The sequence below is a fragment of the Campylobacter peloridis LMG 23910 genome, assembly GCF_000816785.1.
Lineage (GTDB): Bacteria > Campylobacterota > Campylobacteria > Campylobacterales > Campylobacteraceae > Campylobacter_D > Campylobacter_D peloridis.
In genome coordinates, this window is sequence record NZ_CP007766.1 from 278,725 (window position 1) to 292,357 (window position 13,633).

The 13,633-nt window shown below is 31.9% G+C and carries 11 protein-coding genes and 1 tRNA gene; all 12 read left to right on the forward strand.

The window, feature by feature from the left end; all coding sequences use genetic code 11:
- Position 1: 1 nt before the first annotated feature.
- The gene (dcuC, locus tag CPEL_RS01455; RefSeq protein ID WP_044598312.1) at positions 2 to 1,441 is read left to right on the forward strand and encodes a C4-dicarboxylate transporter DcuC; all 1,440 of its coding nucleotides are present in this window, start codon (positions 2 to 4) and stop codon (positions 1,439 to 1,441) included.
- Between the two features lie 10 nt (positions 1,442 to 1,451).
- The gene (locus tag CPEL_RS01460; protein WP_044598313.1) at positions 1,452 to 2,621 is read left to right on the forward strand and encodes a trans-sulfuration enzyme family protein; all 1,170 of its coding nucleotides are present in this window, start codon (positions 1,452 to 1,454) and stop codon (positions 2,619 to 2,621) included.
- A 3-nt stretch (positions 2,622 to 2,624) separates the two neighbouring features.
- Positions 2,625 to 3,989, forward strand: coding sequence for an adenylosuccinate lyase (gene purB / locus CPEL_RS01465; protein ID WP_044598314.1), 1,365 nt, complete (start codon positions 2,625 to 2,627; stop codon positions 3,987 to 3,989).
- A gap of 6 nt (positions 3,990 to 3,995) precedes the next feature.
- The gene (locus CPEL_RS01470) at positions 3,996 to 5,336 is read left to right on the forward strand and encodes an MmgE/PrpD family protein (protein WP_044598315.1); all 1,341 of its coding nucleotides are present in this window, start codon (positions 3,996 to 3,998) and stop codon (positions 5,334 to 5,336) included.
- 95 nt (positions 5,337 to 5,431) lie between these two features.
- Positions 5,432 to 5,662 (forward strand): FeoA family protein, encoded by a 231-nt coding sequence (locus CPEL_RS01475; RefSeq protein ID WP_044598316.1) that lies wholly within the window; start codon positions 5,432 to 5,434, stop codon positions 5,660 to 5,662.
- The gene (gene feoB / locus CPEL_RS01480) at positions 5,659 to 7,677 is read left to right on the forward strand and encodes a ferrous iron transport protein B (protein WP_044598317.1); all 2,019 of its coding nucleotides are present in this window, start codon (positions 5,659 to 5,661) and stop codon (positions 7,675 to 7,677) included. The genes CPEL_RS01475 and feoB overlap by 4 nt, the downstream gene beginning before the upstream one ends.
- A 147-nt stretch (positions 7,678 to 7,824) precedes the next feature.
- Positions 7,825 to 8,058 (forward strand): acyl carrier protein, encoded by a 234-nt coding sequence (gene acpP, locus CPEL_RS01485; RefSeq protein ID WP_044598318.1) that lies wholly within the window; start codon positions 7,825 to 7,827, stop codon positions 8,056 to 8,058.
- 28 nt (positions 8,059 to 8,086) lie between these two features.
- Positions 8,087 to 9,301 (forward strand): beta-ketoacyl-ACP synthase II, encoded by a 1,215-nt coding sequence (locus tag CPEL_RS01490; protein ID WP_044598319.1) that lies wholly within the window; start codon positions 8,087 to 8,089, stop codon positions 9,299 to 9,301.
- 1 nt (position 9,302) lies between these two features.
- Positions 9,303 to 10,238 carry an acetyl-CoA carboxylase carboxyltransferase subunit alpha gene (locus CPEL_RS01495; RefSeq protein ID WP_044598320.1) on the forward strand — a complete coding sequence of 312 codons (936 nt, stop codon included), beginning with the start codon at positions 9,303 to 9,305 and terminating at the stop codon, positions 10,236 to 10,238.
- A 50-nt stretch (positions 10,239 to 10,288) separates the two neighbouring features.
- Positions 10,289 to 10,364, forward strand: a tRNA-Phe gene (locus tag CPEL_RS01500).
- Between the two features lie 127 nt (positions 10,365 to 10,491).
- The gene (locus CPEL_RS01505) at positions 10,492 to 12,576 is read left to right on the forward strand and encodes a DUF4910 domain-containing protein (protein ID WP_148308763.1); all 2,085 of its coding nucleotides are present in this window, start codon (positions 10,492 to 10,494) and stop codon (positions 12,574 to 12,576) included.
- 1 nt (position 12,577) lies between these two features.
- Entirely contained in the window at positions 12,578 to 13,612 is a 1,035-nt protein-coding gene (locus CPEL_RS01510; protein ID WP_044598322.1) for an ornithine cyclodeaminase, read from the forward strand.
- Positions 13,613 to 13,633: the final 21 nt, after the last annotated feature.

Genomic DNA, 13,633 nt, shown 5'->3' on the forward strand with positions numbered 1-13,633 from the left:
CATGCTAGGTTTATTTTTTGCAGGATGTTCTGTATTTTTACTTGTTTTTATGCTTTATAAAAAAATCAACGCTCATATGGCGTTGCTTTTAAGTGGTTTATTTTTGTTAGCTTTAGCAGGAATTTTTGGACTTTCGCCTATTATTGATGAAAAGCAATCTTTGCATTTAGGACTTTTTGATATTTTCCAAGTAGTAAATACCAAAATGTCAAGTACTCTAGCAGGTCTTGGACTTACTTTGATGTGTATAGCAGGATTTTCTGCTTATATGGATCATGTGGGTGCAAGTTATGCTTTATTTAAAGTATTTGAAAAACCTTTAAAAGCAGTAAAATCCCCTTATATTTTATTGTTAGTTTCATATTTTGTAATCCAATTTTTAGTGCTTTTTATACCTTCACATGCAGGTTTAGCACTTTTGCTTATGGTTACAATGTATCCTATTTTGGTGCGTTCAGGCGTTTCTAAACTTTCTGCACTTTCAGTGATTGGAATTTGTCAATACATTGACCATGGCCCAGGAAGTGGTAATGTAATTTTAGCTGCAAAAACAGCTGAAATTGATCCAGCGGTGTATTTTGTGCATTATCAGCTTCCTACAACTGTGCCTATTATCATAGCAGTAGGTATTGCAATTTATTTTTGCTCAAAATATTTTGATAAAAAAGAAAATTTCACATTTAAGCGCGATGATGTTGAAAAAGAATTAGCAGAACATGATGGCAAAAGTGAAGAGCTTAAAAAGCCACCTAGAATTTATGCGATTTTACCTATTATACCTTTAGTGTTAATTTTGGGTTTTAGTAGTGTTTTAGATAGCATCATGGTATTAATGGGGCTTACTACTATGGAAGAGGTTGAAGCAGCTTCATCTACTGCTATTAGAATGAATGTACCAGTTGCAATGATGATTTCTACTTTCATAGCGATTATTTTTGAAATTATACGCTATAAAAGTTTGATTGATACTTTAAATTCTATCATGGTATTTTTTAAAGGTATGGGGCATTTGTTTGTAATTACCGTTTCTTTGATTGTTTGTGGTCAAGTTTTTGCAAGCGGACTTTTATCAGTTGGTTTTGTAGATACTTTAATAGACTTTGCAAAAGATGCAGGTTTTGGAGTACTTGCTATTATCATAGCAGTTTCTATTTTACTTGCTGTGTGTGCGTTTTTGATGGGTTCAGGAAATGCAGCATTTTTTTCTTTTGCACCGCTTATCCCAAATATAGCAAAATCTTTTGGCGTTGAAACCATAGCTATGATAGCACCTATTCAAATCATGACAGGTTTTGGTAGATGTGTTTCGCCTATTGCACCGGCTATTTTGGCAATTTCAGCTATGGCTAAAGTAAATCCCTTACAAGTTGTAAAAAGAACAGCTATTCCTATGCTTGTAGCTGCTGTTGTTAATGTGATTATGACTTATGTTTATTTATAAAGGATAAAAAATGAATAACAAAACTAAATTAATCCACTTAGGAAGAGGCGATGAAAATGCTGAAGTAAGATCAGTTAATCCAACCTTAATGCGTGCATCAACCATACTTTTTAAAGATCATGCTACTTGGCAAAAATACCGCGAGTTAAGAAAAACTGATCGTGTTTTAAGTTATGGTGCTAGAGGAACAGCTACAAATTTTGAGCTTGAAAAACTAATTTGTGCGCTTGAGGGTGGCCATAGAGCACAACTTTTTCCAACAGGGCTTGCAGCATTAGCTATGGTGCTTTTAAATTATGCTAGCAAAGATGCTCATTTTTTAATCACTGATGCTATTTATGGGCCTGTTAGAACAATTTGTGATTTATTTTTAGCTAAAATGGGTGTGGAGATTGACTTTTTAAAAGCTGATGCAAGTGATGTGGAAGAAAAAATTAAACCTAATACAAAATTAATCCTTTGTGAAAGTCCAGGTTCTATACTTTATGAAATCATAGATTTACCAAAACTTTGTGAAATTGCACACAAACACAATATACCAGTAGCAATTGATAATACTTATTCAAGTGGGTATTTTTTAAATCCGCTTGCACTTGGAGTAGATATTTCAGTAATTGCAGCAACTAAATACTTAAGCGGGCATTCTGATGTTACTATGGGTATAGTGGTGATTAATGAAAAAGAATGGAAAAATTTTGACAAATTACCAGAAGCTTTGGGATTTACCACTAGCCCTGATGATGCTTATTTAGTGCTTCGTGGTATGAGAACTTTAGATGTAAGAATGAGGGCTCATGAAAAAAGTGCAGATGAAGTAGTAGAGTTTTTACAAAGTAGAAAAGAAGTTAAAACAATTTTTTATCCAAAATTAAAAACTCATCCAAACCATGAAGTTTTTATGCGTGATCACAAAGGTGCTAATGGTATGGTAACGATTGAATTTGCAGATGGCATTTCAAAAGAACAAGCTATTAAATTTGTAGATGATTTAGAGTATTTTTCAATCGGTGCAAGTTGGGGTGGATATGAGAGCTTAGCTACTGTTACTACTCCGCCAAGAACTGCGACAGATTGGAGTACTAGAGGGCCTTTTGTGAGATTTCATATAGGCCTTGAAGATAGTAAGGATTTGATTGCTGATTTAAAACAAGCATTTGAAAAAATCAATTTTAAAGGATAAAACATGGGTGTGAGTGTATTTGATATGAGGTTGCTTCAAGATTCTTGGAGCACCCCTGCAATGAGAGCTGTTTTTAGTGAAGAAAATAGAATTCAAAAATGGCTTGATGTAGAAGCTGCCCTAGCAAATGCTCAAGCAAAACTTGGCATTATTCCTAGTGAAGCGGCTAAAGAGATAAGTAAAAAAGCGCATTATAAATTTATGGATATGGATTTTATTTTTGCTGAGTTTAAAAAGACTAAACACCCTTTAGTGCCTACCGTGCGTGGTTTAGAAAAAGCTTGTGAAAATGGTTTTGGTGAATATGTGCATTTTGGAGTTACTACTCAAGATATCATCGATACAGGCATAGTTTTACAATTTAAAGAAGCTATGGCTTTAATCAAGCAAGATTTAAAAGATATAGCTAAAAATTTAGCAAAAATCGCAAAAGAGCATAAAAATACCGCAATGATGGGAAGAACTTTAGCTTTGCAAGCTTTACCTATAACTTTTGGGCATAAAGTTGCAATTTGGCTTAGTGAGCTTAACCGCCATTATGAAAGAATTATAGAACTTGAAAAAAGATTATATGTAGGATTAATCGTAGGTGCAGTAGGAACTAAAGCAAGTTTGAGTGAGAAGGCTAATGAAGTAGAAAAACTTACTTTAGAAAGTTTAAATTTAGAAGTTCCTGATATCTCATGGCAACCAGCAAGGGATCGTTTCATCGAGCTTGGTTATGTTTTAGGCAATATCAATGCAACCTTTAACAAAATCGCCCATCAGCTTTTAATCTTAGCTCATAATGAAATCGATGAAATTGCTGAACCTTTTGGAAAAGGTCAAGTAGGAAGCTCTACTATGCCACATAAAAGAAATCCTGCAGTAAGTGAAAACGCAGTAACAGTAAGTAATGCCCTAAGAGCAAATATCGCAATTTTAAGCGATATAGAAAGACACGAGCATGAAAGAGATGGTCAAGTTTGGAAAATGGAATGGAAGCTTTTACCAGAAGCATTTTTAATGCTTTCGGTGGTGCTAGCTAATATGAAATTTGTTTTTGATGATTTAGAAGTTAAAAAAGATAAAATGCTAAAAAATCTTGATACGCTTAATGGCTTTGTATTAGCAGAACGCGTGATGTTTGCTTTGAGTGATCATTATGGTAAGCAACATGCCCATGAGATTGTGTATGAAAATGCTATGAGAGGTATAGAAAATCATAAAACTTTCAAAGCAGTTTTGCTTGAAGATGAGCGTGTGAGTAAAATTTTGAGTGAAAAAGACATTGATGTTTTAATGGACGCTACAACTTATGTGGGTTATGCACCAAAATTAGTCGATGAATTTTTAGAAAAAATTGCAAATTCTGAAATTTTAAAGTAGGAAACAATGTATTTGAGTGAAAAATTAGCCGAATTTATCATAAATTTAGACTATGAAGCTATTCCTAGTGAGACAAAGCAAAGAGCAAAAGAACTTATGCTTGATACACTAGGAACAGCCCTAGCTGCTAAAAATGAATTTTGTGTTTTAAATGCAACTAAGGCTTTTGAGGCCTTAAGCATAAATCCTAGTGAAAAAATTTGGTGTGAAGATAAAAAGCTTGATGTAATTTATGCAGCGATGGTAAATGCCATTGCAGCACATGCACTTGATTTTGATGATACGCACACTGAAGCCATTTTGCACGCTAGTGCGATTTTAACCCCGCTTTGCTTAACTTATGGATTTAGCGTGAGTAAAGATGGAAAAAAAGTTTTGAAAGCCTTTATTGTGGGTTGGGAAATTGCTGCTAGAGTGGGTATAGCAAGCAAAGGAAGTTTTCACAAACGCGGTTTTCATACTACAGCTATAGCAGGGATTTTTGGTAGTGTGGCTGCAAGTTGTGTTTTGCTTGATTTAAACAAAGAACAAATCATCAATGCACTAGGTTTAGCAGGAAGTTTTGCAAGTGGGGTGAATGAGTTTTTATCCAATGGATCTAATTCTAAAGTTTTACACATAGCCAATGCTTTAAAAAATGGAATTTTAGTAGCAAATTTTGCAAAAGCTAATATGAGTGGGCCTTTGAGTATATTTGAAGGAAGGGATAATATCTTTAGAACTTTTGGCTTAGAAAATGAGTGCGATAAAAATGAGCTTTGCAAGGGTTTAAATGAAATTTGGCAAGTAATGCAAGTATCTTTAAAACCTTATCCAAGTTGCCATTTTGCCCATGGGCTTATTGATTGTGCTATGAGTTTAAGAAATGATGGCTTAAAAGCACAAGAGATTAAAAGTTTGCATTGTTTTGTTGATGAGGTGCCAATTTCATTTATTTGCGATCCAATCGAAGCAAAATACACTCCACAAAGTGCTTATGCGGCTAAATTTTCTATGCCATTTTTAATGGCTTTAGCCTTTTTTGATGGCAAAATTACTTTAAAGTCTTATGAAAATTTAAATAGGGCTGAAGTGATAGAATTTGCTAAAAAAATTAGTTATGAAAAGAAAAAATCTAGCGGTTTTCCTAAATACTTCCCTGGGCATTTAGAAGCTGTTTTAAATGATGGAAGAGTGGTTAAAAAAGATGTGTTTATTAATAAAGGAAATTTTGACAATCCTTTAAGTTTTGATGAATTAAAAGAAAAATTCCTTTCAAATGCTAGTATAGCACTTTCTTTAGAAAAGGCTGAGGGATTAGTTAAAAAGCTTCAAAATTTAGAAAATTTAAATAGTTTTGATTTTTAGCAATCTCATTTTTTTGAGATTGCTTATTATTTTAAAAAATAAATAATCTAATTTTTTATATAATACTTTCTTTCTTAGTTTTGCAAGGAAAATACATGACTTTAGATACTTTAAAAGACAATGAAGAAGCTATTATAATAGGCTTTAAAGCAGATAAACAACTTCAAGCTAGGCTTTTTAGTTTTGGTTTTGCAAAAAATAAAAAAATCAAAAAAATTCGTTCTTCTATGGCAAATTCGACTATTATGGTTGAACTTGAAGCAAGTTGTGTGATTTTAAGAGCTAGCGAAGCTAAGGCTATTGAAATTGCAAAAGAGTTAAAATGAAAAAAATTACCATTGCTTTAGTAGGCCAACCAAATGTTGGAAAAAGTTTATTAATTAATGCTCTTTGTAAGGCCAATATGAAAGTTGGTAATTTTAGCGGGGTTACGGTTGAAAAGGCTGAAGCAAAGATAGTTTATAAAGATTATGAACTTAATTTTATAGATTTACCAGGAACTTATGCACTTGATGGTTATAGTGAAGAAGAAAAAATCACTAAGCAGTTTTTAGAGCAGGGAAAATACGACTTAATCGTCAATGTTTTAGATTCTACAAATTTAGAAAGAAATTTAATCTTAAGTGCAGCCCTTTTGCAAATGCAAAAAAAGATGATTATGGCTTTAAATATGCAAGATGAAGCAAGGCATGAGGGCATAATGATAAATTATGAAATATTGTCTAATTTATTGAGCACGCCATGTGTAGGAATTTCTGCTAAGACAAAGGATAATTTATCGATTTTATTAGATCTTATCATCAAAACTTATGAAGAGGATTTAAAAACGATAAATAGAATTTATTGTGATGTTATTGAAGAAGAATTAGAAAAAATCATTCATTTTTTAGATACTGAAAAAATCCACCACTCCCACAAAAAGGAATTTGCACTTTCTTTGCTTAAAAATGAAAAAATAACAGACAATGTGGATTTAAAAAATTTTGTTAAAAAAAGTCAAGATAATATATGTAAGCATTTTTGCAACCAAGAAATTGATGCGATTTTTAAAGAAGAATTACTTGCTTTTAGCAATGCTATAGTGGCTAAGGTTTTAAGAAAGGGTGTTAAAAATTTAAATCATACCAAAGAAATTGATGCGATTTTGATTAACAAATACTTGGGTATTCCTATATTTTTATTTTTTATGTGGGCTTTGTTCCAGCTAACTTTTAGCTTGGGTCAAATTCCTATGGATTATATAGAAGGATTTTTTGCTTATTTAGGTGAAGCAATTAAAGCAAATATTAGCAATGAATTTATCGCTTCAGCACTTGCTGATGGGATTGTGGGCGGTGTTGGTGCTGTTATTGGCTTTTTGCCTAATATTGTGATTTTATTTTTTGGTATAGCCTTGCTTGAAACGACTGGATATATGGCTAGAGTGGCGTTTTTGCTTGATGGAATTTTGTATAAATTTGGCTTGCATGGAAAAAGTTTTATCCCTTTAATCACAGGTTTTGGCTGTTCGGTGCCTGCTTTTATGGCTACAAGAACGCTTAAAAATAAAAAAGATCGTTTGCTAACACTTTTTATTATAAATTTTATGAGTTGTGGTGCAAGACTTCCTGTTTATGTGCTTTTTGTTGGAGCGTTTTTTCCAAATGATGTGGCTGGGAATTATTTGTTTGGAATTTATCTTTTGGGTGCTTTTTTGGGTTTGATTGCAGCAAAAATTTTAAGAATGAGTGCTTTTAGGGGTCAAGATGAACCTTTTGTGATGGAGATGCCAAAATACAGAATGCCAAATTGGAATTTAGTTTGGTTTATGGTTTTTAATAAGGCTAAAATGTATTTGAAAAAAGCAGGAACTTTTATTTTGCTTGCTTCTTTATTAATTTGGTTTGCGAGTAATTTTCCAGTGCAAAAAAATCAAAATCAAGATTTGCTTTTGCAACAAGAATTACAAGTTGAAAACAGCTATTTAGGCCAGTTTGGCAAGGCTATAGAACCTGTTTTTGCACCACTTGGTTTTGATTGGAAGCTTAGCGTTTCTTTAGTGAGTGGTTTGGCGGCTAAGGAAGTGATGATTTCTACTATGGGTGTGCTTTATTCTTTAGGTGGGGATGTAAGTGAGAATGATAATGCACTAAGAGCTTATATAGCAAAAAATATCCCTTTTGAAGTAGCTATAGCTTATATTTTATTTGTAATGATTTATAATCCTTGCTTTGCAGCTACTATAGTTTTTGCCAAAGAAGCAGGTGGTAAAAAATATGTCTTTTACCTTTTTGCTTTTAGCTGTATTTTTGCATATATAATAGCTTTTATAGGGATTAATATTATAAATTTATTTACTTAAATATAGTTTTGAAATTAAAATTCTTATATCATACACTTAATATTATAAATATTTTGATTGATTTTTATAATAAAATTTAGTTTTTTAAACGAGAAATTTATTTTTTTATTGTAAAATACAGCTTATTTTTAAAATTAGGAGAAAAAAATGGCAACTTTTGATGATGTAAAAGCAGTTGTAGTTGAACAATTAAGTGTTGATGAAGATGCGGTTAAAATGGAATCTAAAATTATTGAAGATTTAGGCGCAGATTCATTAGATGTTGTTGAGCTAGTAATGGCTTTAGAAGAAAAATTTGATGTAGAAATTCCAGATAGTGATGCTGAAAAATTAGTAAAAATCGAAGATGTTGTAAATTATATTGATAATCTTCAAAAATAATTAATGTGTAAATTATAAGGAGATCAGGTTGAAACGCGTTGTAGTAACAGGTATAGGAATGATAAATGCCCTTGGATTAGATAAAGATAGCTCATTTAAAGCTATTTGTGAGGGTAAAAGTGGTGTTGATAAAATAACTCTTTTTGATACCACAGATTTTCCAGTGCAAATTGCAGCTGAAGTTAAAAATTTTGATCCTTTAAGTGTTTGTGATGCTAAAGAGGTTAAAAAAATTGATCGTTTCATACAACTTGGTATTAAAGCAGCAAGAGAAGCTATGGAAGATGCTAAATTTGATGAAAATTTAAATAAAGAAGAATTTGGTATTGTATCAGCTGCTGGTATTGGTGGTTTACCAAATATAGAAAAAAATTCTGTTACTTGTTTTGAACGCGGACCACGCAAAATAACTCCTTTTTTTATACCTTCAGCGTTAGTTAATATGCTTGGAGGGATAATTTCTATTGAACATGGCTTACAAGGACCTAATATTTCTTGTGTAACAGCATGTGCAGCAGGAACTCATGCTATAGGCGAAGCTTACAAAAGTATAGCCTTAGGTAATGCTGATAAAATGCTTGTAGTAGGAGCTGAGGCTGCTATTTGTGCTGTAGGTATAGGTGGTTTTGCTGCTATGAAAGCTTTATCAACAAGAAATGATGATCCAGCTAAAGCTTCAAGGCCATTTGATAAAGAAAGAGATGGTTTTGTTATGGGTGAGGGAGCTGGTGCTTTGGTTTTTGAAGAATATGAGGCAGCTAAAAAGCGTGGAGCTAAAATTTATGCTGAATTAGTAGGTTTTGGCGAGAGTGCTGATGCACATCATATAACTTCTCCAACACTAGAAGGACCATTGCGTGCTATGAAAAAAGCCTTGAAAATGGCAGGAAATCCGAAGGTAGATTATATTAATGCACATGGAACTTCTACTCCAGTAAATGATAAAAATGAAACAGCAGCTATTAAAGAGCTTTTTAAAGATCAAATTCCTTTGGTGAGTTCTACAAAAGGCCAAACAGGACACTGCTTAGGTGCTGCTGGTGCTATTGAAGCAGTTGTTTCTTTAATGGCTCTTGATCAAGGTATTTTACCACCAACTATTAATCAAACATCAGCTGATGAAAATTGTGATCTTGACTATATACCAAATACTGCGAGAAAAAGTGAAATTAATGTTGTAATGAGCAATTCTTTTGGTTTTGGTGGAACAAATGGCTGTGTAATTTTCAAAAAAGTAGATTAATATGGCTTCATATTTAGATTTTGAAAAAAATATTCAACAAATTGATGAAGATTTAGCAAATGCTAAAATCAAAGGCGATGAAGAGGCAGTAAAAATTTTAGAAAAAAATCTAGAAAAAGAAACTCAAAAAGTATATAAAAATTTAAGTGATTATCAGCGTTTGCAACTTGCAAGACATCCTGATCGTCCTTATGCGCTTGATTATATCCAAGCTATATTAAGTGATGCATATGAAATTCATGGTGATCGTGCTTTTAGAGATGATCCAGCTATAGTTTGTTATGCAGGGTATATAGGTGGAAAGAAAATTATAGTTATAGGCGAACAAAAAGGAAGAGGAACAAAGGAAAAACTTTATAGAAATTTTGGTATGCCTCATCCTGAAGGCTATAGAAAGGCTTTAAGAGTAGCTAAAATGGCTGAAAAATTTGATATACCAGTGTTGTTTTTGGTTGATACCCCGGGTGCATATCCAGGTATTGGTGCAGAAGAGCGTGGGCAGAGTGAAGCTATAGCTAGAAATTTATATGAACTTAGCAATCTAAAAACTATCACTATAGCAGTAGTTATAGGAGAAGGTGGAAGTGGAGGTGCTTTAGCTATAGGTGTTGCAGATAAATTAGCCATGATGAAAAATTCTGTTTTTTCTGTGATTTCACCAGAAGGATGTGCGGCTATTTTATGGAATGATCCTTCAAAAAGTGAGGCAGCAACTAAAGCTATGAAAGTTACAGCAGATGATTTAAAAAATCAAGGTTTAATAGATGATGTTATCGAAGAACCAATGAGTGGAGCTCATAGAGATAAAGAAAATGCTATTAAAAATTTAAGTGATTATGTTTTAAATGCTATAAATGAACTTGAAAAATACGACAAACGAGAATTAGCAGCTATAAGAATGCAAAAAATATTCAAATTTGGAGCTTTTTCTGAATAATTTCAATTTTTTTTAAAAAAACTATTGTATAATTACAACTTCAATTTAATGGTTGGATAGCTCAGTCGGTAGAGCAGCAGACTGAAAATCTGCGTGTCGGCAGTTCGATTCTGCCTCTAACCACCATCTTCATAAATATACTTTTTACCTAATGTATAATATCAGAATAATATTTTAAGTTTTTATAGATTATAATTACTCTTTTAGTTAAAAAACGCTTATATTTTCAATGTTTTAAGCTAGATTGGGGGGGGTGTATACTAAATCTGATTTTGTAAATGCTATACATAGTGTAGATATTAATGCTGGTGATTTGGTTATGGTTCATTGCGGGCTTGATCGTTTAGGGGTGATTATGGAAGGTGTGAAAAGCTCTGATGAACTTTCTGCTTCTATTATGGATTCCTTAATGGAAATTATAGCAGATGGAACATTAGTTGTTCCTACATTTACATATTCATTTGGTAATAATGAAATTTTTGATCCAAAAACTACTCCTTGTCCTACTATGGGGCAATTTAGTGAATATTTTTGGAAGCAAAATGGAGTGTATCGTAGTTTGGATCCATTTTTATCGGTGGCTGCTAAAGGTTCTCAAGCTGAAACTATTACTAAAATTTATGCCAATACTTCATTTGGTAAAAATTCATTTTTTGATCGTTTTACTCGTATGGGTGGTAAGATTTTATGTATAGGAGTAGAGTTGCGTTGGGCAACTATCTTACATTCTTATGAGGAAGAATTTAAAGTTCCACATAGATATAAAAAATTTTTTATAGGTGATATTAAAGATAAAGATCGTATTCAAAGAATATCTTGGATATATAATGTGCGTCCACTTTGTTCTAATGCTTATCCTACTTTTAAAAAAATAATGGAAAAATGTATAGAGGCTGGATTAGTTAAATCTGCACCGCTTGGAAAAGGATTTGTAAGTTCCGTTAAAGCTCAAATTTATAAAGAATTTGCATTTAAGCAATTTAGTAAAGATCCATGGATAACTGCTGTAGGTCCAGAATGTGATTTGATTGAAAAAGAAAAAGAGCGAACAGGTTTTCAAGATTATGATATTAGCTTAAAAGATACAAATATCTTAAGTTTGGCTAAAAATCTTTATAATCTCCCAAGAGATGTAGTTAGCGATGGTTATGATGCTACTCTTTATGCATTAAAATCGATATATACTAATATGAAAATTTACAAATTTACAAGTGGGTATAAAGCTTTTGATTGGATAGTTCCTGAAAGATGGATATGCAAAGAAGCATATCTTTGCAAAATGAATGGTGAACTAGTATTTTCCACTGATCAAAATCCTTTACATGTTATGCGCTATTCTTTGCCATTTGATGGTGAAGTTACTTATGAAGAATTACTTAAGCATTTGCATGTATTAGATTTAAAAAATAGTAGCAATGATGAAGTGGTATGTATTAGCAAGCCTTATGAAAGATCTTGGGGCTTGTGTTGTACAAAAAATCAAAGACAAAGTCTGAAAGAATCAAGATATAAAGTGAAAATAGATAGTTCATTTTCTTATGGAGAATTAAAAGTTGGTGAGTTAGAAATTCAAGGTCAAAGTGATGAATGTATTTTATTGTGTGCAAATCTATCAAGCCCTTATCAATTTAACAATGGTTTAAGCGGTGTGATTGCTGGTTTAAAAATAATAGAAACTTTGAGTAAGAAAAAAACATATTATTCATATAAATTAGTAATTGCTCCTGAGAGTGTTGGATTTGATTGTTATTTTAGCCGTATTGATAAAAACAAAGAAAAAATTCACTTACTTGTGCTTTTAGATAATCTGGCTAGTAAAAATCCATTAAGTATAACTACATCACATAAGATTAATCCGAGTTTAAGCTCTATTATTGAGTATATATCTATTAAAAATGATACATCTGCGTATGATTTTCAAACTTTTACAAGTGATAGCCATATGTTTAATGAATTTAAAACTCGCATGGTTTATTTTTGTAGAAAATTAAATTTTAATAATGAAAAAATTTTATGTTTAAATCATGCTAGCAGTTTTGATAATTTAGAAAATGCAAATCTATTAAACCTTGAAAAATCAATAGATCTTGTCTTGGAATTATTGCTTTTTTATGAAAATGACTTAAAAATTAAAAAACTTTTTTCTGGAAATTTATTTGCAGAAAATATTGATGAGATAGATTATAATAAAGATAAATTATTTATCAATGCTTTTAATTGCAAAGATAATGAGTTGTTAAGTCAAATTGCCAAAAAGAATAAATGCGATTTAAAAGAACTCATACGAATTGCTAAAATTTTAGAAGCTGCGCATTTGGTTGAATTAAAGAGGTGTTAATTTGGAAACAAAATATATTAGTGAATGTGAAATTAAAAAAAGATTAGATATAAATAAATGTGTAGATTCTATAGAAAATATGTATAAAGTAATGAGTACCGGAGCTTACACTATGGGTGGTTCAAATGCTAATTCACATGGTATGAGAATTAGCTTTGCACGAGATGATAAACAAAAAAATACATACATTGCAATGCCTGGATGGCTTGGTGGTGAATATAATTTAGCAGGTCTTAAATGGCATGGACCAAATTTACGCGGTGCAGTAGAGGGAACTACGACATATACGCTTATTCTAAACGAGCCTAACACAGGTTTTCCTTTAGCTATTTTACCTGCTAATGATATTACTACCTACCGCACTGCTGCGTTAAGTTTATATGCTGCAAAGTTACTTAAAAAAGATGTTTACGAGTTAGGACTCATAGGTGCTGGTCGCATACATACTGCTTTTATTCAAGGAATATTGCAAATTTATCCAAGTGTAAAAAAGATCAAAGTTAAAGGAAAGAGTGAGTTAGGAGTTGCTAAGTTAATTTCAGAATTTAAAAATGATACTAGTGTAAAATTTTTGGCGGTTGATAGTATCGAAGAAGTGGTTAAAAATAGTGATATTATTAGCATAAATCCTGGTTTTGAGTTTGATACTTTAGCTGATATGCCTATTATTCGCTCCAAATGGCTTAAAGAAAATTCACTTACAATTTGTCTTAGTTTTGTGAAATTTAGTGATGATTTTTTAATTAATGAAGCTATTAAAATAGCGGATAATTATGCAATGTATGAAAGTTATCTAGAAGAATTTGGATATCCGGTTTATCCAAAATTTTCTAGCTTGGGTAGTAGATTTATAGATTTGGTTAAAGAAAAGCGTTGTGCTAAAGATGAGATAATTGATATATTTGATATCTTAGCTGGTCGAAAAAAGGAATTATTACAGACTAATAAACCTATGGTTTTTTCAAGCGGTGGAATGATTTGTGAGGATATTGCTGTTGCATATGATTTGCTAAAATGCGATATGGTTAGAAAATGATAATTTTATTTTAAAAGTTAA